Source organism: Nocardia aobensis NBRC 100429, assembly GCF_000308375.1.
GTDB lineage: Bacteria > Actinomycetota > Actinomycetes > Mycobacteriales > Mycobacteriaceae > Nocardia > Nocardia aobensis.
The window spans coordinates 17,154-41,876 of sequence record NZ_BAFQ01000149.1 but is presented as its reverse complement, the minus strand read 5'-3'; the positions used below and the strand labels follow the sequence as shown (position 1 = coordinate 41,876).

Annotated in this window: 22 protein-coding genes and 1 pseudogene; 11 read left to right on the top strand and 12 right to left on the bottom strand. The window is 68.1% G+C overall.

The features are described 5' to 3' along the window. Positions 1–354: pseudogene (locus tag RJ03_RS19535) on the bottom strand (hypothetical protein); the annotation flags it as partial. A 1,177-nt stretch (positions 355–1,531) separates the two neighbouring features. Here RJ03_RS19535 and RJ03_RS19530 point away from each other — a divergent pair. Continuing rightward, positions 1,532–2,527 (top strand): alpha/beta hydrolase, encoded by a 996-nt coding sequence (locus RJ03_RS19530; protein WP_083871141.1) that lies wholly within the window; start codon positions 1,532–1,534, stop codon positions 2,525–2,527. A gap of 28 nt (positions 2,528–2,555) precedes the next feature. On the opposite strand, the gene RJ03_RS19525 is transcribed toward RJ03_RS19530, so the two are convergent. Continuing rightward, on the bottom strand, positions 2,556–4,013 hold the full coding sequence (locus RJ03_RS19525) for a wax ester/triacylglycerol synthase family O-acyltransferase (RefSeq protein WP_051024887.1): 1,458 nt from the start codon (positions 4,011–4,013) through the stop codon (positions 2,556–2,558). 452 nt (positions 4,014–4,465) lie between these two features. On the opposite strand from RJ03_RS19525, the gene RJ03_RS19520 reads away from it, so the two are divergent. The 4 genes from RJ03_RS19520 to RJ03_RS19505 all read left to right on the top strand — a co-directional run bounded on the left by RJ03_RS19520 (position 4,466) and on the right by RJ03_RS19505 (position 9,390). Then, positions 4,466–5,263, top strand: a complete 798-nt coding sequence (locus RJ03_RS19520; RefSeq protein ID WP_157163457.1) for a DUF8176 domain-containing protein — start codon at positions 4,466–4,468, stop codon at positions 5,261–5,263. Between the two features lie 76 nt (positions 5,264–5,339). Continuing rightward, complete coding sequence (locus RJ03_RS19515; RefSeq protein ID WP_036504468.1) at positions 5,340–7,493, top strand: molybdopterin oxidoreductase family protein; 2,154 nt, start codon at positions 5,340–5,342, stop codon at positions 7,491–7,493. A 112-nt stretch (positions 7,494–7,605) separates the two neighbouring features. After that, positions 7,606–7,821: a biotin/lipoyl-binding carrier protein gene (locus RJ03_RS19510; protein WP_036504493.1), complete on the top strand. Its 216-nt coding sequence runs from the start codon at positions 7,606–7,608 to the stop codon at positions 7,819–7,821. Positions 7,822–7,875: 54 nt separating this feature from the next. Continuing rightward, positions 7,876–9,390 carry a sensor histidine kinase gene (locus RJ03_RS19505; protein ID WP_036504467.1) on the top strand — a complete coding sequence of 505 codons (1,515 nt, stop codon included), beginning with the start codon at positions 7,876–7,878 and terminating at the stop codon, positions 9,388–9,390. 191 nt (positions 9,391–9,581) lie between these two features. On the opposite strand, the gene RJ03_RS19500 is transcribed toward RJ03_RS19505, so the two are convergent. Continuing rightward, complete coding sequence (locus RJ03_RS19500; protein ID WP_030516005.1) at positions 9,582–9,836, bottom strand: WhiB family transcriptional regulator; 255 nt, start codon at positions 9,834–9,836, stop codon at positions 9,582–9,584. A 234-nt stretch (positions 9,837–10,070) separates the two neighbouring features. After that, entirely contained in the window at positions 10,071–11,144 is a 1,074-nt protein-coding gene (locus RJ03_RS19495) for a diacylglycerol/lipid kinase family protein (protein ID WP_036504465.1), read from the bottom strand. Between the two features lie 92 nt (positions 11,145–11,236). Between RJ03_RS19495 and RJ03_RS19490 the strand changes: the two genes are divergently transcribed. Then, a complete protein-coding gene (locus RJ03_RS19490; protein ID WP_245552330.1) occupies positions 11,237–11,683 on the top strand; it encodes a hypothetical protein in 447 nt (148 codons plus the stop codon). On the opposite strand, the gene RJ03_RS19485 is transcribed toward RJ03_RS19490, so the two are convergent. The 7 genes from RJ03_RS19485 to RJ03_RS19455 all read right to left on the bottom strand — a co-directional run bounded on the left by RJ03_RS19485 (position 11,665) and on the right by RJ03_RS19455 (position 18,148). Further along, a complete protein-coding gene (locus tag RJ03_RS19485) occupies positions 11,665–12,258 on the bottom strand; it encodes a GNAT family N-acetyltransferase (RefSeq protein ID WP_245552329.1) in 594 nt (197 codons plus the stop codon). The genes RJ03_RS19490 and RJ03_RS19485 overlap by 19 nt on opposite strands. Positions 12,259–12,317: 59 nt before the next feature. Next, the gene (locus RJ03_RS19480) at positions 12,318–13,637 is read right to left on the bottom strand and encodes an RNA polymerase sigma factor (protein WP_051024885.1); all 1,320 of its coding nucleotides are present in this window, start codon (positions 13,635–13,637) and stop codon (positions 12,318–12,320) included. A gap of 8 nt (positions 13,638–13,645) precedes the next feature. Then, positions 13,646–13,987, bottom strand: a complete 342-nt coding sequence (locus RJ03_RS19475) for a YciI family protein (RefSeq protein WP_036504463.1) — start codon at positions 13,985–13,987, stop codon at positions 13,646–13,648. Positions 13,988–14,080: 93 nt separating this feature from the next. Then, positions 14,081–14,560, bottom strand: a complete 480-nt coding sequence (locus RJ03_RS19470; protein ID WP_036504461.1) for a GNAT family N-acetyltransferase — start codon at positions 14,558–14,560, stop codon at positions 14,081–14,083. Beyond that, entirely contained in the window at positions 14,557–15,237 is a 681-nt protein-coding gene (locus tag RJ03_RS19465) for an acid phosphatase (RefSeq protein ID WP_245552328.1), read from the bottom strand. The genes RJ03_RS19470 and RJ03_RS19465 overlap by 4 nt, the downstream gene beginning before the upstream one ends. A gap of 56 nt (positions 15,238–15,293) precedes the next feature. Next, on the bottom strand, positions 15,294–16,511 hold the full coding sequence (locus RJ03_RS19460; protein ID WP_036504459.1) for an Rv3212 family protein: 1,218 nt from the start codon (positions 16,509–16,511) through the stop codon (positions 15,294–15,296). Positions 16,512–16,537: 26 nt separating this feature from the next. After that, complete coding sequence (locus RJ03_RS19455; RefSeq protein ID WP_245552327.1) at positions 16,538–18,148, bottom strand: DEAD/DEAH box helicase; 1,611 nt, start codon at positions 18,146–18,148, stop codon at positions 16,538–16,540. 561 nt (positions 18,149–18,709) lie between these two features. On the opposite strand from RJ03_RS19455, the gene RJ03_RS19450 reads away from it, so the two are divergent. The 3 genes from RJ03_RS19450 (at position 18,710) to RJ03_RS19440 (ending at position 20,938) form a co-directional block, all read left to right on the top strand. Continuing rightward, positions 18,710–19,759, top strand: coding sequence for an alpha/beta fold hydrolase (locus tag RJ03_RS19450; protein ID WP_036504484.1), 1,050 nt, complete (start codon positions 18,710–18,712; stop codon positions 19,757–19,759). Positions 19,760–19,888: 129 nt separating this feature from the next. After that, positions 19,889–20,587: a ferritin-like fold-containing protein gene (locus RJ03_RS19445; RefSeq protein WP_036504456.1), complete on the top strand. Its 699-nt coding sequence runs from the start codon at positions 19,889–19,891 to the stop codon at positions 20,585–20,587. Positions 20,588–20,710: 123 nt separating this feature from the next. Beyond that, positions 20,711–20,938 carry a DUF3107 domain-containing protein gene (locus tag RJ03_RS19440; protein WP_036504454.1) on the top strand — a complete coding sequence of 76 codons (228 nt, stop codon included), beginning with the start codon at positions 20,711–20,713 and terminating at the stop codon, positions 20,936–20,938. A gap of 218 nt (positions 20,939–21,156) precedes the next feature. On the opposite strand, the gene fasR is transcribed toward RJ03_RS19440, so the two are convergent. Further along, a complete protein-coding gene (gene fasR, locus RJ03_RS19435) occupies positions 21,157–21,819 on the bottom strand; it encodes an HTH-type transcriptional activator FasR (protein WP_030515992.1) in 663 nt (220 codons plus the stop codon). Positions 21,820–22,221: 402 nt separating this feature from the next. On the opposite strand from fasR, the gene RJ03_RS19430 reads away from it, so the two are divergent. Together RJ03_RS19430 and moeZ are read left to right on the top strand one after the other, a co-directional pair. Then, a complete protein-coding gene (locus RJ03_RS19430) occupies positions 22,222–23,226 on the top strand; it encodes a DUF3152 domain-containing protein (protein ID WP_232329420.1) in 1,005 nt (334 codons plus the stop codon). A 132-nt stretch (positions 23,227–23,358) separates the two neighbouring features. Continuing rightward, positions 23,359–24,558 (top strand): adenylyltransferase/sulfurtransferase MoeZ, encoded by a 1,200-nt coding sequence (gene moeZ, locus RJ03_RS19425; protein WP_036504450.1) that lies wholly within the window; start codon positions 23,359–23,361, stop codon positions 24,556–24,558. Positions 24,559–24,723: the final 165 nt, after the last annotated feature.

Here is a 24,723-nt window from a genome sequence, read left to right as displayed (position 1 = left end):
GGCGCGGCCGGTGAAGGCCTTGGTCACGAGCTTGCGCAGGCGGGTGTGCTGGGGCGGGTCCGCGAAGAGCATGTTGTCGTTGATCGCGCCGTTGAACTGGTCGACCGCGCCGTTCTGCGCGAGTACGGCCTGCCCCTCCGGCGACCCGATCCTCTTGCTGATGCCGGGCTCGAGGAAGGCCTGTTTGGCGACGTCGTGATCGACCACCAACCAGCCCAGCACCCCGTCCAGCCGGATGCGGTGGATCGGGCCGCGGGCCCGGAGCTCCCGGTAGACCGCGTGCGGGTCCTGGTAGAAATCGTCGGTCAGTTCGAGGATCGCGTCCGCGGCCTGCACCGAATCCGAATATGTCACGTGCCAAAGTCCTTTCGACGTTCGATCGAAATCCGACGTGCGGCCGATGCGGCGCCGTGGGACGGCCGGCGACATGACGAATCGACACGGCGTAACGGCGTGGCAAACCCAGAGCGACGGCGCAGCTGCAGACAGCGGTCGGCCGGGCAGGCATCGGTGAGGGTCGAGCACCAGCACTCGGTCTATTGACCAGGAAAAGCCTAGGGAGAGAACAACTTCGGTTGCCGCGACGAGGAAGCGGCCGACCGTCCGAGCCGTTCGACAAGATCATCGCACACCATCCGCGCGGCCGGGATCGCCGGTCTCGAGCGGCGTTGTGAGCCCGATTCCCGGGGGGTGGCGGGACTCCGGCGGGTTCCGAAAAAAAATTTCCTAGCAAAACGAAGGGTCTCGCGGACCGGGCGAGACCGTCGAGCGGTGTCGTGCGTGCACCAACCTTTACCCGGCTCCTCGAAAGCTGAAACTTCCGATCGGAAGTGAAACGTGTTGTCGAGCAAGGCAACTCGCCGAGCGAGGTGCGGTGCGCGTGGCGGACTCCGGTCCGGTTCGAGGTAACCGATTCCGTACGGAAGTTGCTAGGAACTAGCTAAAAAGCAGATGCGAAGCGGCTCCCTGTTTTAGAGGAGGCGCTTGCTTGAAAAGTGGACGCTTGATATGTTGCCTCGGTCACTAACCGGTACCGGCCGTGACCGATAACTCTCAGGCGTGATTCCGGCGGCTGAGAGGCGATTGAACACGCTCACAAAGGAGATTCATCGATGGGTTCGATGGGCGACTTGCTTACCGCGTTGATTCCGGCCCTGGGTTCCGCAGTTGCGGGTGACGGGTTGTGGGAAACCTTCCTCGGTTCGCTCGGAAGCATCGTCAAGTAATTCGACGAAACCGCTCGTATTCATCGAGTTGCGCGCGGCAGCTCGAGGCACGGATATTTAGGAGAAAAGTATGGGATCGCTCATCGATATTCTGGGAATGGGCACGCAGAGCGCCGGTTCGGTCGGAACCACCATCGTGAATGCGCTCATCACCCTCAGCGGTGGCACCCCGGCCGCCGGAAAATAATCCAGTCGTCGATGGTGGGGGCTCACTCGAACCGGGTGCGCCCCCACAGTGCTGTGTAGAGGTGGTAGTGGTGTCGAGCGGTAAGAGGACCGGCACGGTGCGCGGGATCGCCTGGTTGATGGCATATCTCGGTGCGGCCGCCCTGCTGTGGACGTCGGTCGCGCCGATCGGCTCGGCCGCTCCGGCGGCGCATATCGTCGGTGAAACCCCGGGCCCCGGGCGTGTAGTCCGGATCAGCGTCCATTCGCCGGCGATGGATCGCGATATCCCGCTGCAAGTGTTGCCCGCGAAGGACTCCCGCACCCCGGCGCCGACGCTGTATCTGCTCAACGGCGCCGGCGGTGGCGAGGACGCCGCGACCTGGCTGGCGCAGACCGATGCCGCGGACTTCTTCGCCGACGAGCACGTCAACGTGGTGATCCCGATGGAGGGCGCGTTCAGTTACTACACCGACTGGGAGCGCGACGACCCGGGCCTGGCGAAGAAACTGAAGAACAACGGCCGGAACAAGTGGGCCACCTTCCTCACCGACGAGCTACCGCCCGTGATCGATTCGGCCTTCGGCACCACCGGCGCCAATGCGCTGGCCGGCATCTCGATGGCCGGTACCTCGGTGCTGGATCTGGCGATCGAGGCCCCGGCGCTCTATCGGAGCGTCTCGGCGTACAGCGGTTGCGCGATGACCAGCGATCCGCTCGGTCAGTCGTTCGTCAGCCTGGTGATCGGCCTGGGCAAGGGCGATGCGACGAATATGTGGGGACCGGTCGGCGGTGAGGGCTGGAAGGCGCACGATCCGTATCTGCACGCCGACCGGCTGCCGCGGATTCCGATGTACATCTCCAGCGCGAGCGGGCTCCCCGGCCGGCACGACAGTCTCGCCGACCCGAGCGTGCGCGCGAACACCGAGGTGCTGGCCAATCAGGTCCTGCTCGGCGGCGGTATCGAATCGGCGGCGAACTACTGTACGACCAAACTCGCCGAGCGCACCCGGGAACTCGGACGCACGGACATCACCTACAACTTCCATCCGGCGGGCACCCACTCATGGGGCTATTGGCAGGACGACCTGCACAAATCGTGGCCGATGATGGCGGCGGCGATCGGCGCGAACTGAGCCGCTCCGCCCGCCGCCGCGCGGTCCGTCACCGTTGTGCGGCGAGCCGCTCACTCAGCTCCCGGAACGAGCGCAGCAGCAGTTCGCCGTACCGCGCCGGGTCCGGGAGCATATCGGAATCGGAGCTGACCGCGATCACCACCTGCTCGCCCTGAGACGTGATCAGATGCCGCAGCCCGTCGCCGTCCATGATCGGGAGCACACCGAAGACGCTGAGCACCGGTGCGCCGAGAAATTCCAGCCGGTCCGCGACCGGAGGCACATTGCTGACGGTGGTGTTGGACAGCGGCACCGTGTCGACCTCATCGAAAACCCGCTGCGCGCGGGCCCATCCGGCCAGGCGTAAGAGCCAGGCGGGTGAGGTCTGCATGCGGCCCTCGCGGGCGATGACCGCCGGGTCGGCCCAGCGCCGCTTCTCCGCCCGCGCGGAGTTCCGGATGGCGGACAGGCGTTCCAGTGGATCGGCGAGATCGGTGTGCAGGTCCACCGACATCTGGCACAGCTGGTTCGCCGAATTCCACTGCGCGAGCCCGCGCATCGAGATCGGCACCATCGCACCGAGCGATGCGGACGGCGTTTCGCCCTGCTCGGCGAGATAGCCCGACAGCGCGCCCGAGACGACGGACAGCAGCAGGTCGTTGACCGTAATGCGCTCGGCGGAGGCCGCTTTCGCCGCTCTGACCTGTGCGAGCGGCAGGGTGACCAGATCGAAGACGGGCGTCGTGCCGATGCGGCGATTGAAGCGCGTGGCGGGCCGCAGCGGAATCGGTTCGCGGAGTAGGTTTTCCGCCGCCTTGGCTGCAACCGTGCGTGCCGCCGCCCGCGTGCGGGCCACGCCGGAGACGAAACGTGTGAACCGATACGGCGTAACGGCGGCGGCCCGCACCAGCGCGCCCGGCCGCGACCAGCGGCGAACGGTCGTGGGAAGCGGAGGATGAGTGTCCGCGGTGCCGAACAGTTTCCGTTCGAGTTCGCGGGTGGCCACCCCGTCGCCGACGCTGTGATGGAACTTCAGCACCACGATCGTCACCGGATCGGCGGTCCCGGGAAAACCGCGCACACCATCGAAGAGGTGCAGTTCCCACGGCGGCCGGGTGAGATCCATCCGGGCCGCGGCGATCTCGGCCAGGTGGCCGCGCACCTCGTTCCAGGACCATGACGCGCGCTCCTCGATCGTCACGTGATGATCGATGTCGAAGCCGGGGTCGGGAACCCAGTACGGCAGGTCGACATCGCCCGCTACCCGTTCCAAGCGGCGGTGGAACAGTGATGCGTAACCGAGCCGCTCCCGCATCCAGGCCCGCACCTGGGCCCGGCTCACCGACCGGCCTTCCGGTTCCGCCCCACCGGCGAAGACATAGGCGGCGACGATATTCGACGGATGCCGCTCGAACTCGTCGTAGACGAATACCGCATCACGCGGCGTCAGTTGTTCGGCGGTGACGTGGAGACCCCAGCTCGCGTGGCGGACCGTTTTCGTCGTCATGATTACTCCTGACCGGATATTGTGCAGGCGGGAGAGAATATGTCCGCACAATTCTTTCTGCGGCGGAGTCTACAGTCGCGGCGACCGATGCCGCGATGGCGGTACGGAAATCTGGCGCGAAAATACGCGACGGTCGAAAAAGACATAAAACGCCGCGATGAATGGGGGAATTTCGGAGTGCGCGGGAGAGAGGGCGATCCTGAGTGGTCATGCCGGACCGGTGACGGCGAAGCATCGATTCCGGATAGTAATAGCTGATTCGTATTACTTGGGCTCCGGCCGATGCGTTCTCCGCGTGATTGCCGCGAGAGCCTCCGATGACTCTCCGTAGCCAAGGTCGCCCGTGCATGGCAAGGAGTACCTCCCAGTGCTGGGAGCGGCTTCCGGTTGTGTGCCGGGGCAAGTGCTGGCATCGTCTTCCCCGCGGGACAGCAGCGGGCGTGAGGGATGTGATGAGTTCTGAATCCAACCGGCCGCCCGGACCCGTGCCGCAACCGTTCGGCCCACCGGTCGGCTCGGCCGATTGGTTTACGCCGCCCCGTCCGCCGCAGCCGCCCCCGCTTCGCGATTCGCGTCCAGCGGCATCGCCGCCGCGAATAGTGCGGCGGCCGCCGGAGTCGCCGGAATGGGCGATCGATCCCGATGCCATCCAGCTCGCACTGGCTCCCTCCACCCGGCCGCCGCGCCGGCCCCGTCGGCGCAAGTGGTGGATCGCCGCCGCGGCCGCCGTCGTCGTGCTGGCGCTGGCCGGTGGCGGAATCGCGCTGGCGGTGACGGTCGCGCGCAAGGAGCCGGGTACCGCCGCCGCGGTCGCGACCGCGACGACCTCGGCCCCGGCCGGGTTCGCCGAAACATCCGTCCCGGCCCCGCCGCAGACTCCGGCGTGCCCGGCCGAGTCGCACGACGGCATCGTCGTCGGCAACGGCGCCGGCGGCATCACCGACGGGCCGAATTCCATTCTGGGATTCGAGTATTCGTATTACACCGAGCGCAGCGGTGAGCGGGCCCAGGCCTTCGTTGCCCCGGACACCGTCAACGTCGCCGCCGCCGCCGGTCTGCAGCAGGCGATCGACACGGTGATCCCGCCCGGGACCACGTACTGCGTTCACATCACCACGCGCGAGCCGGATCTGTTCGATGTGGATATCGAGGAGCATCGGCCCGACGGCGGCCACACGACCTACCGGCAGTCCGTGCGTACGGTCGTCCGTGACGGCCGCACCCTGCTCTACGAAATCCGCGGGCGGTAACGGCCGATCCGGCTGGGCTGTACCGAGGCCGCGGGCGCCGGTACGCTGCGAGATGCCCCGCGTGAGAGGATGTGCCATGGATACTCGCATTGTTTCTCGGCAGTGCACCCTGTGTGAGGCGCACTGCGGAATCCGGGTCACCGTCGAAGGCGACCGCGTCGTCCGGATCGAGGGAAATGCCGACGATGTGCTGTCCGAGGGATATATCTGTCCCAAGGCCACGGCGATGGGAGCGTTGCACCACGACCCGGATCGGCTCCGCACGCCGGTACGCCGCGTCGGCGATCGGTTCGAGCCGATCGGCTGGGACGAAGCCTTCCGCGAGATCGGGCAGCGGCTGCGCCGGATCCGATCCGAGCACGGTCCGAGCGCCATCGGGATGTATCTGGGAAACCCTGCGGCACACAGTTCTTCGGTGTTGTACGGCGTGCTGCTGCGGGTCGCGCTGGCGACCCGCAACTTCTTCTCCGCCTCCTCGATCGATCAGTTACCGCAGGAGTTCGCGGCCTGGCGGATGTTCGGATCCAATGTCCTGATGCCGGTCGCCGATATCGACCGCACCGACCGGCTGGTGATCCTGGGTGCGAATCCGGCGGTGTCGAACGGGTCGGTGACGACCATGCCGAATGCCAAGCAGCGCATCAAGCGGGTGCGTGAGCGCGGCGGCACGGTCGTGGTGGTCGATCCGCGCCGCACCGAGACCGCACGACTGGCCGACCAGCACATCGCGGTCGTCCCGGGCGGGGACGTCTATCTGCTGCTGGCCGTGCTCAATGTGCTGATCGACGAGAAGCTGTGCGACGAGCGGGCCGTGCGTGCGCGCTGTTCGGGCTGGGACGAACTGCGCGAGACCGTCGCGCAGTGCACGCCCGAACTGGCGGCCCCGCATGCCGGTGTCGACGCCGAGACCATTCGCGGATTCGCCCGCGACCATGCCGCGGCCCGTTCGGCCGTGCTCTACGCGCGGATCGGCGTATGCCAGCAGGTGACCGGCACACTCACGCACTGGCTGGTGAACACGATCAACGCGGTGACCGGCAATCTGGACCGGGCGGGCGGGCAGATGTTCGCGACCGCGCCGGTCGACGCCGCCCGCTACGGCAAATACCTGCCGATGGGCCACGGCGCGTGGACCGACCGCTCGGGCCGCTACAAATCCTTCCGTTCCGAACTGCCGGTGGCGGCGCTGGCCGACGAGATTCTCACCGAGGGCCGCGGGCAGATCCGGGCGATGGTCACCTATGCCGGCAATCCGGTGCTGTCGACGCCGCAGCGCGGGCGTCTGGACGCGGCGCTGGAATCGCTGGATTTCTTTGTGGCCGTGGACATGTACGTCACCGAGACCACCCGGCACGCCGACATCATCCTGCCGCCGGTGTCCCAGCTCGAGCGTGAGGACGTCAACCTGCTGTTCCCGGTGTTCAGTGTGCGCAACAATCTGCGCTACGACGCCAAGGTGTTCGAGCCGCCGGCCGACGGCCTCGAGGATTGGCAGATCATGGCGCGGCTGGTCACCGAGGTGGTGCCGCTGCCGGCGCGACGGCTCACCGGCAGGATGCTGAACGCGATGTTCGAACGCCTCTCGCCGGTGCGGCTGGCCGCTCTGGGCATCGCGGCCGGTCCGTACGGCGTGCTGCGCCGCGGCCGTGCGGGCCTGACCGTCACCAAGCTGCGCGCCTCAGCGGGCGGCATCGATCTCGGACCGCTGCGCCCGCGCCTGCGCACGCTGATCGGCACCCGCGACCGCAAGGTCCGGTTGGCGCCGGAGGATTTCCGCACCGAGGTGGCGAAACTGCTCGCCGACCTGCCGGCGACGCCGCCCGCCGGAGCCGACGGATTCGATCTGCGCCTGATCGGCCGTCGCCATCTGCGCAGCAACAATTCGTGGCTGCACAACGTCCCGGCCATGGTGAAGGGCCGCGATCGCTGCACCGTCCTCATGCATCCGGCCGACGCCGGTGCGCGCGGGCTGGCCGACGGCGAACCGGTCACCGTCACCTCGCCGAGCGGTTCCATCGTGGTGACCCTGGAAGTCGGCGACGATATCCGCCCGGGCACGGTCGCGATTCCGCACGGCTGGGGCCACCGCGAACCCGGCGTCGGCTGGCGGGTCGCCGCCTCCCTCCCGGGCGCCAACGTCAACCTCCTCCACGACCCGGCACTGGTCGACCCGTTGTCCGGCACGGCCGCGGTCAACAACACCTGGGTCAAGGTGAGCACCACCGCATAACCGGCGCGACAGCGCCTACGGCCCGGTATCTTTCGAGCGATCGAACGCTCTCGGTACGGATGTGGTTGGCTGTACCGTCAGCGGATACGGGCCGATCGACCGGAAGGGTGTCATGGCTGAGGAAGTGCTCGCGGAGATGGTGTCCACCGTCTTCCAGATCGTCGCGCACGAGGGCGCGGCGGTGCGCGAAGGCGACACCCTGGTGCTGCTGGAATCGATGAAGATGGAGATCCCGGTGGTGGCCGAGGCGGACGGCACCGTCGCCTCGATCAATGTGAAACCGGGCGACGTCCTGCAGAAGGGCGATCTGATCGCCGTCATCTCGTAGCTTCCGCCGCGACACGACTTCGGCTCGCGGGCCGGTGCCGTAGCCTTTGTTCCCGTGTCCACTCTTAGTGATCTGCTCGCCGAACACACCGATCTCCCCGGTGCGGCGGTGGATCATCTGCAGCGCGTGGTGGGGGATTGGCAGCTGCTGGCCGACCTGTCGTTCGCCGATCTGCAACTGTGGGTCGGGATCGGTCCGGTGACCGACGGGGCCGACGTGGTCTGCGTCGCCCAATGCCGGCCCACGACCGCCCCGACGGTCCAGCCCGACGATCTGGTCGGATCGCTGGCGTCGCGTCAGGAACATCCGCAGATTTTCCAGGCCCTGAGTTCGGGGGAGATCGTGCGGGTCGAGGGCGACGGCGAATCCACCGGCGTCTACCACCCCACTCCGGGGCGGGTCATCCGCGAGGGTATTCCGGTGCGCTGCGGCACCGACGTCATCGCCGTGCTCGGCCGCGATACCGAAATGGAGCGCTCGAAGGTCCGTGGCAGCCTCGAGCACGCGTATATGAGCTGCGCCGACGATCTGTGTCAGATGATCGCCGACGGGACCTTCCCCACCCTGGAGGACCGCACCGGCTCACATTCCAGCCCGCGCGCCGGGGACGGCTTCATCCGCCTCGACACCGCCGGCCTGGTCGTCTACGCCAGCCCGAACGCGCTGTCGGCGTATCACCGCATGGGCCTGCAGAGCGAGTTGGCCGGACAGGATCTGGCCCAATCGACCCGCTCGCTGATCACCGATCCGTTCGACGCGCAGGAGGTCGTCAGCGACATCCAGGCCGCCCTGGCCGGCAAATCGGGCCGCCGGATGGAGGTCGAGGCCCGCGGCGCGACGGTACTGCTGCGCACGCTGGTGCTGCGCCCGCACGGTGAACTGGCGGGGGCCGCGGTGCTGGTCCGCGACGTCACGGAGGTCAAGCGCCGCGACCGGGCGCTGCTGTCCAAGGACGCCACCATCCGCGAGATCCATCATCGGGTGAAGAACAACCTGCAGACCGTCGCCGCACTGCTGCGCCTGCAGGCCCGGCGCACCGAGAACGAAGAGGCCCGGGTGGCGCTCACCGAGTCGGTGCGCCGCGTCACCTCCATCGCCTCCGTGCACGAAATGCTGTCGATGTCGGTGGACGAGGAGGTCGACCTCGACGAGGTGGTCGATCGCCTGCTGCCGATCATGGCCGATGTGGCGACCGTGCACACCGCGCGCATCAAGGTCCGCCGCGACGGTTCGCTGGGAGTTTTCTCGGCCGAACGCGCGACCCCGTTGGTGATGGTGCTGACCGAATTGGTGCAGAACGCCATCGAGCATGCCTTCGATGCGGGCGAAAACGGCACTGTCACAATACGTTCCGAGCGTTCGGCGCGGTGGCTGGATGTCATCATCAGCGACGACGGACGCGGGTTGCCGGAGGGATTCAGCCTTGAGGGTTCCGATCGGCTGGGATTGCAGATCGTGCGCACTCTGGTGACGGCGGAACTCGGCGGTTCGATCGGTTTGCATCCCGGCGCCGATATCGGCACCGACGCCGTGCTGCGGGTGCCGCTGGGTCGCCGCAACGCGCGCTGAAACAGCGCCTCGCGCACATGCGAGTCGCGGAAATCGGATAAGTCCGAATCGCCGTCGAACGGTTATGTGAAATAGCGCGGGAAAACAATCCGGCAACAAAAACAGTGAAGCCCGGCACCTTTCCGGTGCCGGGCCGAAATGCGTTACCGGTCGGGCTGTGCGGTTACTACGGGCCGGTAACGCCGCGCGTCTCAGACGACGCTGCGAGTGCGGGTGCGGGCGTTGCGCCGCTTCAGCGCCCGGCGTTCGTCTTCGCTCATACCACCCCACACGCCGGCATCCTGTCCGGAGGACAGGGCCCAGGACAGGCAGTCGGCGGTCACGGGGCAGCGGGCGCAGACCAGCTTGGCATCGGCAATCTGCGCGAGCGCCGGACCACTGTTACCCACCGGGAAGAACAGCTCGGGGTCCTCGTCGCGACAGATGGCCTTGTGGCGCCAGTCCATTCCTCTGCTCCTTTGCATGGGCGCCGTAAGGCGCCGCTGGTTTGTGGTCCGTTCACTTGTGCGTCTCGAATGTTTCCGCACGGTTGCTTGTGAATGCTTTCACGAACACCGTAGATGTCAATAGCCTTCGGGTGCACCGTGGGGAAGCTCACGCTCTAAAGCCCTGAAAAGCCGGGCCTGCGGAGTCCTTTGTACTCGCTTGTGCTGGTTTCCGCAGCGCAACTGCGAGGTTTCTCAGTTGTGTCGGGCGGAATCCGGCTCGGGAGCGACCACTTCGAGCACTTCCGGCACCGAGGTGAAATCCACCACGTTGCGGCGGCCGATGAAGTCGCCATCGATTTGCAAGCCGACCTCGTCGTCGGCCTCGATTCGCACCGAAGCTACATCGTCGACGCGAAACAAATTGCGGGCCTTCGGATCTCCATCGGACGCCAGGAGTTGCCTGGCGACCGACAGTGTCGGCAATACCCCCATGGTCCGCATCGCAAACACACCGAGCCCGCGTTCGAACGTCGTCCCCGGATTGGTGCGCACCGGAGTGCTGTCCAGATAAGTCCACGGACTGGTGTTCGTCACGAAGGCGTAATGCACGCCCGGCACCGGATCGTGGCCGGGCACACGCACGGTGATCGCGGGCTCGCGCCGCTTGGCCCGGAAGAATTGCCGGACCGTGGTGCGCAGATACCGGGCCGGTGTCGCGGCATGACCCGCTGCGCGGCTGCGATCGATCGCCTCGCACACGTCGGCGTCCAACCCGACGCCCGCGCTGAACGCGCACCAGCGACCGTCGGCGACCATCAGGCCGATCCGGCGATCGCCGGCATGGGCGTCGCCGCCGTCGAGTGAGAGCAGGTCGATGAGCTGATTCGTCGCGGCCACCGGATCCGCTTCGATACCCAGCGAACGCGCGAACACGTTCGCCGAACCGCCCGGGATCACGCCCAACCGCGGGATCCAGGTGCCCGCTCGTCGCGCGGCGGCCGATTCCACGGCGCCGGCGGGGGCCGATGCGGACGCGCCTGATTGCGGCCGTGCCGATGTGCCCGGTTCCGGCGGGGCCGATGTGCCCGGTTCCGGCAGCGGGAGGAATCCGTTGACGGTCTCGTTGACCGTGCCGTCGCCGCCGTGCACCACGATCAGGTCCATCTCGGCATCGGTGGCCCACTGCGCCAATTCGGCGGCGTGACCACGATGCTGGGTATGCGCCACGATGAGCTGGGTGCGGCTCTCCAGCGCGTGGGCGAGCAGATCCCGCGTGGCCGGAGTGGTCGAGGTGGCATTCGGATTCACGATCAACAGCGTCCGCACCCTGAGCAGCCTACTGAGCGATCGCCGCCGAATCCCGCCGCGGAGGTGACCACGCGTGCGAGGCCCGGTTCGCGCGGTTCTACGCTGGGCGAGTGGCGAAGCAGAACGCGGACAGTGAGAGCACCGGCGGCACCACCGGCGGCGCGGCCGACCCGACTCCGGGCACCGTGCGCGGCGCGGGTGCGCTGGCCACGCTCGAGGGCCTGATCGGGGTGATCATCGCGATCGTGCTCCTGGTGCAGGGCATCACCTCGGCCGACACCTCCGCGAAATCGGCCTACGGCACCGCCGCCTGGTTCGTCATCCTGGCCGGCGCGGTGCTGGCCGCCGGTATCGGCCTGCTGCGCGGAAAGCGCTGGGGCCGGGCCATCGTGGTGATCGCGCAGGTCCTGCTGCTGCCCGCCGCCTGGTACATGCTCAGCTCGCATCGGTTCGAACTGGGCATTCCGGTCGGGCTGCTCGCTCTCGTCACCCTCGGCCTGATCTTCTCGCCGCCGTCGGTGCGCTGGATGGCCCAGGCCTACGACGTCGCGGACTGACGCCACATCGGCCACAGCAGCGGTCCGCCGCCGGTGACGTCGAGTTCGCCGCGCAGATCGAAGCCGTAGCGCTCGTAATAGGCGATATTGGCGAATTTGCTGGATTCCAGATACGCGGGCGCGCCGGTTTCGTCACAGTGCGCCAGCCGCGGCGCCAGCAGGGCGTGCCCGTACCCCTTGCCGCGGACCGCCGGATCGGTGCCGACGATGGCGAGATACCAGTGCGGTTCGTGCGGATGCGCCTTGCTCATCCGATCCGACATCCGCCCGGCGGCGAGCAGCCGCAGCCGGAACGCCCGCGCCAGCGCGGGCAGCATCCGCAGCTGATCGGCGTCCGAGGAATTCCACTGCCCGGGCGGCGACCACACCGCGCCCCCGACGATCCGGCCCGACGGATCGAAGGCCGCGTCCACCGCCCCGTGCCGCAGGTACAGATGCCGGATCAGCACGCCGAACATGGTCGCCGCGCGGGCGGGCCGGGAGCGTTCGGCGGGTATGCACCACCGCATGATCGGATCGTCGTCGAACGCCAGACCCAGCACGCGGGCCAGTTCGGGCACTTCCGATTCCGTCACGGGACGAACGGTCACATCCATCGGTCCACCCTATGCCCGCGACCGCGCGAAACGGCGCCTCAGCGGCCGTTGTGGCGGCCGGACGCGCGTCGGTCGAGCTCGGCCAGGCGGCGGTCGAGAAAGTCGCGCTCGGCGGCGTTCTCGGTCAGCAGCAGGGCCTCGGAGTAGGCGAGCCGGGCCTCGTCGAACCGCCCGAGTTCGGTGAGGAAGTGGGCGCGCGCGGCGGGGAGGTAGCTGTACCCGGCCAGCTGCGGTTCGGCGGCCAGGGTGTCGAGTGCGGCGTACCCGGCGGCCGGATCGCCCGCCATCCCGATCGCGACGGCTCGATTGAGCGCCACCACCGGCGACGGCCAGATCCGGATCAGCACGTCGTAGAGTCCGCGGATCTCCTGCCAGTCGGTGGCGGCGTAGCTGGGTGCCTCGGCGTGCACGGCGGCGATCGCGGCCTGCAGCGCGTAGCGGCCCGGCCGCCGTTCCAGCGCGAAGCGCACCAGCGCGATGCCCTGGGTGATCTCCTCCCGATCCCAGCGCGCGCGGTCCTGATCGGCCAGCGCGACCATGGCGCCGCCGGGCGTCACCCGCGCCGCACGGCGGGCGTCGGTGAGCAGCAGCAGCGCGAGCAGGCCCGCGATCTCCGGGTCCTCGGGCAGCAGACCGTGCAGCATCCGCGCCAGATCGAGGGCGCGTTCGGTCAGATCGCGGCGGATGAGGTCGTCGCCCGACGGTGCGGTGTGCCCGGTGGTGAACAGCAGATGCACGACCGCCAGCACGGCCTCGATGCGCTCGGGCAGTTCGGCCGGTCCCGGTATTCGGTAGGGAATCCGGGCCGCGGCGATCTTCTTCTTGGCGCGGGTGATCCGCGCGGCCATCGTCGGCTCGGCCACCAGGAAAGCGCGCGCCACCTCGGCGGTGGTGAGCCCGCAGACCAGACGCAGGGTGAGCGCGACCTGGGTCTGCGGGGCCAGCGCCGGATGGCAGCAGGTGCAGATCAGTCGCAGGCGGTCGTCGGGGAACTGCGGATCGTACGGATCGACGGCATCGAAATCGGTTGTCCCGGTGGTTTTTTCGTCCGCGATCAGCAACGGCAACGCCCGGCGCGCGGTGGACTGCCGGCGCAGCAGATCCAGTGCGCGATTGCGCGCCACCGTGGTCAGCCAGGCCGCGGGCCGGGACGGAATCCCGTCCGCGGCCCATCGCACCAGCGCCTGCGCGTACGCGTCCTGCACGCATTCCTCGGCGAGCTCGAGGTCGTGGGTCACCCGCACGGTCGCCGCCAGTACGAACGCCCACTCCCGGCGATGCGCGTCGGCCACCGCCGCGGCGACCCGGTCGGTGGAGCGGTCGGTGCGGGCGGGACCGGGGGAGTGGTCGTCGAGCACGGTGCGGCTCAGCTCAATTCGAGGACCGGGCGCACTTCCACGCCCCCGGAGCTCATCGGCACGCGGCGGGCGATGGCGATCGCGGCGTCGAGGTCCTCGGCCTCGATCAGGTAGTAGCCGCCGAGCTGCTCCTTGGTCTCGGCGAACGGGCCGTCGGTGATCACGAAGTCACCGGCGCCGTCCGGCCGCACACTGGTGGCGGTGTGACTGTGGTGCAAGGCGTTTCCGCCGCGCAGCGCCGCCGCGTGGGCCTCGCCGAACTGCCGGTGACTGTCGAGCATCGCGCTGCCGGACTCCGGTTCGGCCACGGCACGCTCGTCCTGGTAGATGAGGATCAGATATTGCGACATGGTTTCGTCCTCCGAGTGGGTGGCCCGCCTTTCGAGCCATTCAACTCTTCGACGCGCACCCCGCCGCGGAATCGACACCGGCGCGCGGAATTCTCAGAATTCTCCGGAATCGGCGAGCCGAGCCAGCGCGTCACCCGCGAGCCGGAACCCGGTCCACTCGTCCTGGGCCACCGCACCCAGCCCGCGGTAGAACTCGATCGAGGGCGTATTCCAGTCCAGCACCGACCAATCCACCCGGGTGTACCCGTTGGCCACGGCCGCGCGGGCCAGTTCGGCGAGCAGCGCCGTGCCCAGGCCGCGTCCGCGCGCCTCCGGCCGGACGTACAGATCCTCCAGGTAGATGCCGTGCTTACCGGTCCAGGTCGAATAGTTCAGAAACCAGATCGCGCATCCGGCGACCCGCCCATCGACGGTCGCGACATGGGCGAACAGCGCCGGCGCCGGACCGAACAGGGCGGAGTGCAGGTCGGCGGCCGTCAAGGCACACTGTTCGCGCGCCTTCTCGTAGTCGGCGAGGTCGTAGACGAGGTCGATGAGGGCGGGCACATCCTCGGGCGTGGCGCGGCGAATCATCGGCTCGCCTCGGTGTCGGATTCTCGGCTCGCCTCGGTATCGGATTCTCGGCTCGCCTTGGTGTCGGATTCTCGGCTCGCCTCGGGCGGCACGATGTTGTGCGCCAGAATCGTCGCGGCCTGGTGATCGTGGCCCAGCACGCTGATCGCGGCGGTCGACAGGAAGAATCGCCGTCCCTCCCGGGCCGCGAACCCCGCCCAGCGCGCGATCAGCACCCGGGAGAAATGCCCGTGCCCGACCAGCACCACATCGCGCATCCGCAGCGCGGGCGCGACCGATTCCAGCACCCGGTCGGCCCGCGCGCCGACCGCATCGGCGGATTCACCGCCCGGGACGTCGCCGGTGAAGACCGTCCAGCCGGGCGCGGTTTCGCGGATCTGCGGGGTGGTCAGGCCCTCGTAGTCGCCGTAATCCCATTCGACCAGGTCGTCGTCGATTCGCGGATCGGGCAGCCCGGCCAGTTCGGCGCTGCGCACGGCGCGCTGCTTCGGGCTGGTCAGTACCAGCGGATCGCTCAGGCCGAGTCCCGCCACGACCTTCCCGGCGGCCTGTGCCTGCGCTTCGCCGCGTTCGGTGAGCGCGATATCGGTGCGCCCGGTGTGTTTGCGCGCCGCCGACCACGCGGTCTCGCCGTGCCGCAGCAGCACCAGCCGATAGTCCCTGTCCGATGCACTCATGATTTCGATCATGCCGCACCGCGCGAGCGGCCGGGCGGACGGATCGAGGCGTGGGCTCAGCTGGTTCCGTAGAGCCGGCCGCCCCGCAACTCCAGCACCACCGGACCGCTCACGGCCAGCGAAATCGGCTCCCCGTGATAGTCGCTGCGCCGCAACGGGATCCGCTTCTGCTGGGCGCCGCTGCCCGGATCGAGCGCCGCGATACCGTCGGCCACCGGCACCAGGACGTTGCCCGCCATCATCGCCGGTGCGCCCAGGGCGTCCGGTGCGGTCCACAGCGGCTCGAAGGTGCTCGCGCTCAAAGCGATCACGCTGTTGCCGGTGAACACGAAATACGCCGAGCCGAGCCGGGTGACCGTGCTGTTGTCGGCGATCGGCGCGGAAAGACGATGCACCGCAAGCGAATTCGCGTTGGCATCGTAGATCGCGAATTCCGGTGGGGCGGTATCGGTTCCGGGAAGATACAGCGCGATCCGATTGTCCGCGACCGCTACCACGCGGGCGTTGCCGGCCGCCGCTCCGGGTTCGGTCAAGACGTGCGAACCGTACTCCTCCGGAGCGGAGGCGTCCTTGGGCGCCGGATTCAGCACCGTCAGCCGGTCCGCGGCGTCGTCGGGGCAGCGTTCGAGCACGGCCAGGCGGCTGCCGCCCGAGGCCGCCGACAGCAGCGTGCAGTCGCGCCGGGGCTGGGTGTGCGGGTTCACCTGCGCGTCGACGTAGCCGTATTCGAGCGTGCGGACCAGATCCGACCGCCACACCTCCAGCCGGCGCGGTCCCTGGGCCAGCACGTAGGTGCCGTCGGTCGACAACCGGACCTGCGAGTCCATATAGCTGCTGCGCGCGGTGCGCCGCCGCCCGTCCTCCGCGCCGAGCATCGTGGTCTGGCTGCAACCGCGCGGATCGCGATAGGTGGCGATCACCGTGGCGAATTGGCTCTCCAGCGCGCACAGCGGCAGATCGCGCTGATATTTCCAGAGCTCGCGCCCGGTGGCGGCATCGAGGCCGCGGACGGTGCCGCCGTCACCGGTGACGGCGACGCCGCTCGAGGTCAGCGCCCGCGCGGCGACGCCGTCCGGGGCGTGCCACCGCTCGGTGAGGGCGTCCGGCAGCCGATCGGCCGTCGGCGCCACCGAAGCCGGATGTGCCGCGGGATCGGATTCGGTGCCGCGGGCGTCGCTCGTCGACCACACGACAACCGCCGCGATCGCCACGACAACGGCGATCGCGACTGCGGCATAGAGGTCGGCGCGCGTCCGCCGCTCGGGTGCGAGCACGTCAGCGAGACTAACCGATCCAGCGACTAGGCCGATGCGGCAGTCTGATCCCCACCCGTTGCCGTACCACCGGACTCGGCTGCCGAGGCATCACCGCCGGTAGTCTCGCCGCCCTCCGCGGCGGGCTTACGACGCCGACGGCGACGACGCCGTGCCGGCTTGTCGCCCTCGGCCGCGTCGCTCGCGGGCTGTTCGGCCGAAACCGATTGCCCCGCAGCACTTTCCGCGGTGTCCGTCGCCGACTCTGCCGACTCGGCCGTGGTGCCCTCGGCCGCGTCGACCGCCTTGCCGCCGCGGGTGCGGCGCCGGTTGCGCTTGCGCGGCTGGCGTGCCTCCCGCTCTTCCACGACCGCATCCGGTTCGCGCGCGGGGGCGCGCCGCACGGTGCCGGTCGCGTTCTCCGGAATGCCGAGATCGCTGCGCAGGTGCTCGGAGCGCGAGTAGGTTTCCACCGGCTCGGGAATGCCCAGGCCCAGCGCGGAATTGATGCTCTCCCAGCGATGCAGCTCGTCCCAGTCGACCAGCGTGACCGCGACACCCGTGCGCCCGGCCCGGCCGGTGCGGCCGATGCGGTGCACGTAGGTCTTCTCGTCCTCCGGGCACTGATAGTTCACGACGTGGGTGACGTCGTCGATATCGATACCGCGGGCGGCGACATCGGTCGCGACCAGCACGTCGATCTTGCCCTTGCGGAATTTGTCCAGCGCCTTCTCGCGCGCGATCTGGCCCAGATCGCCGTGTACCGCGCCGACGGCGAAACCGCGGTCGGCCAGATCGTCGGCCACCTTCTGGGCGGTGCGCTTGGTGCGGGTGAAGATCATGGTCGCGCCGCGCCCCTCGGCCTGCAGGATCCGCGCGACCAATTCGCTCTTGTCCAGCGCGTGCGCGCGGTAGACGAATTGCGCGGTGCGATCGTGCACCGCGGAATCGGAGGGTTCCTCGGCCCGGATATGGGTGGGCTTGTGCAGGAATGTGCGGGCCAGCGTGATGATCGGTCCCGGCATGGTCGCCGAGAACAGCATCGTCTGACGCTGTTCGGGAACCATCGACAGAATGCGCTCGATATCGGGCAGGAAGCCGAGGTCGAGCATTTCGTCGGCCTCGTCGAGCACGAGGACGCCGACCTTGCCGAGAATCAGATGCTGCTGCTCGGCCAGATCCAGCAGGCGGCCGGGGGTGCCGACGACCACGTCGACGCCCTCGCGCAGCGCGGCGATCTGCGCGTCGTAGGGACGGCCGCCGTAGATCGAGGTGACGCGCAGGCGTCCCTGCTGATTGCTCAGATATTTACCGGCATTCTCCAGATCCTGGGTGACCTGGACACACAGTTCCCGCGTCGGCACGATGACCAGTGCGCGGGGGGTGCCGTCCAATGCCGTGGTGCCGGAATTCGCGGTGGAAATTCGGTGCAGCAGCGGTACGCCGAATCCGAAGGTCTTGCCCATACCGGTGCGGGCCTGGCCGATCAGATCGTCGCCGGCCAGCGCGAGAGGGAGAGTCAGCTCCTGGATGGCGAAAGTGTGTTCGATTCCGATCTCGCCGAGAGCGCGCACGATTTCGGGGCGAACGCCCAATTCGGCGAATGTCGGAGTGGTGTGGGTGGAGTCGAGTTCCGCTGTCAGCAGCGTGTCCGCCAACCCGGGTTCTTGTTCGACGGTGATCTTGCTCAGGATTCGTGCCTTCCTCGTGTTTGTCGCATCCAGCGCGCACGAGGGTGGATTGGGACCGGATTTCCGGCCACCACATTTCCGGCGGGTTCCACCTGCACTCTCGCCACCCGGATCGCTGTCCGAGCGCGGCGCAAAGGGGTCGCGGATCTGGTGCGCGCACATTTTCGGCGGGCCCCGGTTACCCCTTGTCGCACTGCCTCGACCACCGGTCCCGATTAGCCGGCCGGGATATGGCGGTGCGAGCGAAAATTTCCGTTGCCCATAAAGATTGTAGCGTGATAGCTTTCTTCGCCTCGCTCCCGCTGTCGCCGTCCGCTGCTCGGTCTCCGGTCCGTATGCGGCACACGGCAATTCATCGTGACCCGCGAAATTGCGCGGTCGGCCGGAACGGTGATTTCGCGCAAGCGTGCGGGCGCGTGGCGCGAGGTCGATATGTCGGCTTTCGCTCGCCGGGTCCGCGAGAGGTCCGGCGCGGCGTGGTCCAGCCCACATATGTGAGACGGTGTGTCACACGATAAATTGGTCGCTGTGAGCTTGGCAGAGACCGTGGGCGTCGCGGCCCGCAACGCATGGGCGCTGACCTTCGGCGACGGCATCGAAGCGCCCGTCCCCACTCCCTCGACAGTGCTCTGGGACGAACCGCACCGGCTGCTGCGCCGCTTCGACGTCGATCCCGCCGGACCGCCGCCCGCCGACGACACGGCAGTGCTGATGGTGCCGCCGCTGGCGGCCCCGGCGGTGTGCTTCGATCTGCGCCCGGACCAGAGTATGGCCCGCTTCCTGCTGGAGATCGGCCGCCGCCCCTACCTCGTCGACTACGGCGAGATCGGCTTCGCCGACCGCCGCATGGGATTCGAGGACTGGGTCGACGACATCCTGCCCGAGGCGGTGCGGCGCGTCTCGGCCGATCGCGACGGAGCTCCGGTCGATCTGGTCGGCTGGTCCCTCGGCGGCGTGCTGTCACTGCTCACCGCCGCGGCCGACGCGACCCTGCCGATTCGCTCCGTCACCGCGGTCGGCGCACCGCTGGACTACAACCGCGTCAACGGTGTTCCGCAGGTCCGCGCGCTGGCCCGGATCGACGGCGGGCGCACCGTGTCGACGCTGATCCGCGCGACCGGTGGCGTCCCGGCGGCGCTGACCCGCATCGCCTACCGGGCCGCGGCTTGGGACCGGGAATTGCGCCGTCCGCTGTTTCTGGCGAGCAATCTGACCGATTCCGCAACGCTGGCCCGGATGGAGACCATCGACCGGTTCCAGTCGCAGCTGCCCGGCTATCCCGGCCGCTTCTACAACCAGCTGTGGAGCCGGTTCATGCTGGCCAACGACATCGGTGCGGGTGTGGTGCACGTCGGTGCCCGGCCGATCGCGCTGGCGGAGATCACCGCGCCGGTCCTGCTCGTGGGCGGGACCGACGACGTCATCACACCCGCTGCGGCGGTGGCGCACGGGCAGCGGACGCTGACCGGCGCCCGCGAGGTGCGGTACGAGACCTCACCCGGCAGTCATCTGGGCATCCTGATCGCTCGCGACACCACCTGGAGCTACCTGGAGAAATTCCTGGGCGACCAGGCATGACCCGGCCGTGGCGGGGAAGCAGTTATTCGTCGGCTCGGACATCCCGGTGTGAAGCGCGGCTCGTGGGGGAACTCCTTTCGGCGTCGCGCCGCCGCCCCCTCCGGGCGTCGACCTATTAGGGTGGTGGCCATGGGTGCAAACACGTCTGGCGCGCTGGGTGTTTCGACCGAATCCGATCATCGAATCCCCGCCGACCATCTCGGTGTCACCGACCTGTTCGCGGTGCTCGCCTACGGTGAGATCTCCGCGTTCTACCGCTTGGCGGAAGAGGCGAAACTATCGCCCACGCTGCGGGGCAAGGTCGCGGTGGCGAAGATGGCGGCCGCCGAGATGGAGCATTTCGCCACGCTCGAGCGCGCGTTGCAGGGCCGCGGCGTCGACGTCTTCGACGCGATGGCGCCGTTCGTTCGGGCCCTGGACGACTACCACGCCTCGACCGATCCCTCGAACTGGCTCGAGTCGATGGTGAAGTTCTACGTCGGCGACGGTATCGCCGCCGACTTCTACGCGGTGCTCGCCGATGCGCTGGCGCCGGAGGTGGCCGCGGTCGTGCGCGACGTGCTGGCCGAAACCCACCATTCGGAATTCGTCATCGAGGAGGTGCGCCGGGCGGTCACCGTCAGCCGCTCCGAGCGCGACCGGCTCACGCTGTGGGGCCGCCGGCTGCTCGGCGAGGCCATCACCCAGGCGCAGTACGTCATGGCGCAGCGCGACGAGCTGACCGAACTGGTCCTCACCGCGACCGGCGACCTCAACGGGGTGGCGGCGCTGTTCGAGCGGATGCAGAACTCGCATGCCGAGCGGATGCGAGTGCTGAGCCTGGGATGAGCCGCCCGCGACGGCCGCCGGACCGGCGGCTGTTCGCTGACAGCACAGGCAGGCGCATCGTCGCCGGCCCCCTCGCTGCACTAGCCTGGGCAGCGACACCATCTGGACTCTAGGAGGTTGGCCGTGGAGGTCAAGATCGGCATTTCGGATAGCCCGCGGGAATTGGTGATCGCCAGCTCGCAGACCCCCGAGGAGGTCGAGGCGCTGGTATCCGGCGCGCTGAGCGGTTCGGGTGGTGTGCTGACCCTCGAGGACGAGAAGGGTCGCAAGTACCTGATCCAGGCCTCGAAGGTGGCCTACGTCGAAATCGGCACCTCCACCAGCGGCCGCGTGGGTTTCGCCGCGGTGTAGAAGGCGCCCGCGGTCGAAGTAGCTGCGGGCATGATGAACGAAAGGCCCCGGCCTGCTGTCGAAGCAAGCCGGGGCCGAAACGTCTGCCTGATCTCCGGAGAACAATGGGTAACTCGCCGGGCACGCCCAGAAGGCGCATGCGCTCTCAACGCAGGACCGGGCAGAAACCTATGCGGCCCTCACTTGTACGCAAGGTACGCGGAGAGGCGGGGGAGCGCTCAGCGCTGGGAGAGCGGCACGCGGGACAGGCCACCCCAGCAGAGCTGGACGGTGGTGTCGACGGCCTCTTCCTTCGGGATCGGCCGGTCCGCCTCGAGCCAGTAGCGCGCGGTGATCTGGCTGGCGCCCACGAGTCCCACGGCCAGGATGCGGGCGCGGTAGGGGTCCAGTCCGGAATCGTGGGCGACGAGGTCGAAGACGGCGTCCACACAGGCTTCGGTGGCCTGTTCGACGCGCCGCTGCACCTGCGGCTCGCTGGTCAGGTCGGATTCGAAAACCAGTCGGAAACCCTGGGTTTCGTGGTCGACGAAGTCGAAGTACGCCGCGACGGCGGCACGGACGCGCTGCCGGTTGTCGGTGGTCGACCGCAGCGCCTGGCGCACGCTCGACACCAGGGCGTCGATATAGTTCTGCAGGACCGCCAGATACAGTTCGAGCTTGCTCGAAAAGTGCTGGTACAGAACGGGTTTGGAGACGCCGGCGCATTGCGAGATCTCGTCCATGCCGGCGGCGTGGTAGCCGCGGAGCACGAAAACCTCGCTGGCCGCGGCGAGCAACTGGGCACGGCGCGCCTCCCGGGGTAGGCGGGTTCCGCGCTTGCTCGGTGCCATGGCCTCGGACGACAGTCGCGAGGACGTCATCCGGTCCACGAGGTCAGTCATTTCGGTTCTCCCAGTCGATTCCCGGCGGGAACGTGGATGTGCACGGTATTCAACGAACGATACTCGTTCGTGATGCAGCCCGCTGCGGGTCGGGTGCACTGGCTGGGAAGCCGATCCCGTTCCTGCCGTTGTGGTATTCGAATAACCTTCCACACCTATTGGCAACCTGTCAGTAACTGGGTGCCGTGAGAAATCTCGCACAGTCGTGAGATTTCTCGCAACCCCGGCCGGTCAACGGCAGGTATGTAGGTGCCACAGAACGGCCTGTGAGAATCTGTTGGGGTGAGCGATCAACGGGGCAGACCGACCGGCGGGCCCGATTCGCCTCGCCCCGCAGGCGTGCTGGCCGCGCGCGCGGAATCGGTCGGCGCCGGCCGGCGTGACCGGCAGCAACCTACGGAAATCCCCGAATTCTATGATCCGCTCGGCCTGTATTCCGGCAACGGCCACGGCGATCGTTCCCATCAGCCGCTGCGCGCGAAATGGGATCCGACCGGTGCCCACGATGCGGCGAATAGACCACGGCCGGAACGGGATACGAAGAAGCAGAGCGCGCTGGGCCGGTTCGTCTCCACCTACGGCTGGCGCGCCTACGCACTGCCGGTGCTGGTGATCATCACCGTGCTGGTCGTCGTGGACGCCGTCAAGGGGGGTACCGACAGCTCCGGCGGTTCCACTCCCGCGCTGGGCCGGCTCAGCCAGCACACCAGCAAGGCCGGCATCATCGGCGCACCGCCCAAGGGCGACGGTAAGTTCGCCGGCGATCCGCCCTCCGGCGCACTCCCCGCGGGCGGGGCGTTCACGGAGACCGCGGCGGGCACCTGGCATATCGTTCCCGGGACGTCGGCGCAGGCCGGGGCCGGTCAGGAGCATCAGTTCACCTACACCGTCGAGGTCGAGAACGGTGTCGACACCACCTCGCTCGGTGGGGACGATTCGGTCGCCAAGATGGTGGAGGCGACCCTGGCCAATCCCAAGAGCTGGACCCACGACCCGCGCTTCGGATTCCGCCGCATCGACACCGGCGAACCGGATTTCCGGGTCTCGCTGACCTCCCGGCAGACCACCAAATCGGCCTGCGGTTTCGAGATTCCGATCGATTCCTCCTGCTACAACTCCGATCTCGGCCGCGTGGTGCTCTCGGAGGTGCGCTGGGTGCGCGGCGCCACCGCCTTCGAGGGCGATATCGGCTCCTATCGCCAGTACCAGATCAATCACGAGGTCGGCCACGCCATCGGCTACCACGAACACCAGCCGTGCGAGATCGACGGCGGTTTGGCGCCGGTGATGATGCAGCAGACCTTCGGCACCCGTAACAACGACATCGCGACCCTGGACCCGCAGGGCGTAGTGCCGATGGACGGGAAGAAATGCCGTTTCAACCCCTGGCCGTATCCGCGGGGCTGATTTCGGCCGCTACCGCTCACCCACCCGCGCCCGACGGTGACGGATGCGGCACGATGGTGGGGAAGAACGGCCTGATTCGCCGCGTTGCACACATCAGCCCTATCGGCGAATTCGATTCGAGGAGTCTGCGACGTGTCATCACCACAGTCCCTGCCGCCACTGGTCGAACCGGCCGCGGAGCTGACCAGGGATGAGGTCGCCCGCTACAGCCGGCATCTGATCATTCCCGACGTCGGGATGGACGGGCAGAAACGTCTGAAGAATGCCAAGGTGCTGGTGATCGGCGCCGGTGGTCTCGGCTCGCCGGCGCTGCTGTATCTGGCCGCCGCCGGTGTCGGCACGCTCGGCATCGTGGAGTTCGACGAGGTGGACGCCTCGAATCTGCAACGGCAGATCATTCACGGCGAGTCCGATATCGGCCGCAGCAAGGCCGACAGTGCGCGCGATTCGATTCTGGAGATCAATTCCGGCGTCGAGGTGGTGCTGCACAAGCTCCGCCTGGAGCCGGAGAACGCGGTCGATCTGTTCGCGCAGTACGACCTGATCGTCGACGGCACCGACAACTTCGCCACCCGTTATCTGGTCAACGACGCCGCCGTGCTGGCCGGCAAGCCCTATGTGTGGGGGTCGATCTACCGGTTCGAGGGCCAGGTCTCGGTGTTCTGGGAGGACGCCCCCGACGGTCCGAACGGTGAGAAGCGCGGCATCAACTACCGCGACCTGTACCCCGAGGCGCCGCCGCCGGGCATGGTCCCGTCCTGCGCCGAGGGTGGTGTGCTGGGTGTGCTGTGCGCGTCGATCGGTTCGATCATGGTCACCGAGGCGATCAAGCTGATCACCGGCATCGGGGAGACCCTGCTCGGCCGGCTGATGGTCTACGACGCACTGGACATGAACTACCGCACCATCAAGCTGCGCCGCGATCCGGAGCGTCAGCCCATCACCGAGCTCATCGACTACGAGGCGTTCTGCGGCGTGGTCTCCGAGGAGGGCCAGGCCGCCGCGGTCGGCTCCACGGTGACCGCCCGCGAACTCAAGGACATGCTCGACGCGGGCAAGGACGTCGCCATCATCGACGTCCGCGAACCGGTGGAATGGGACATCGTCCGCATCGACGGCGCGACCCTGATCCCCAAGGACCGCATCCTGTCCGGCGAGGCTCTCGCCGAACTCCCGCAGAACACCCCGATCGTCCTGCACTGCAAGACCGGCATCCGCTCCGCGGAGGCACTGGCGGCCCTCAAGCGCGCCGGATTCTCCGACGCCACCCACCTCCAGGGCGGAATCGTCGCCTGGGCCAACCAGGTAGACCCGAGCCTGCCTGTCTACTGACACAAAACTCCGTCGATGCTGTCCCGTAGCTCCGCTACGGGACAGAGCCCACCGATTTCGCGAGAACATGGGTAACTCGCCGGGTACGCCCAGCACTGTCCGCGCTCCCAGCGCAGGACCGGGCAGAGACTGACGCGGCACTCACTGGTACGCAGAAGTTTCCGG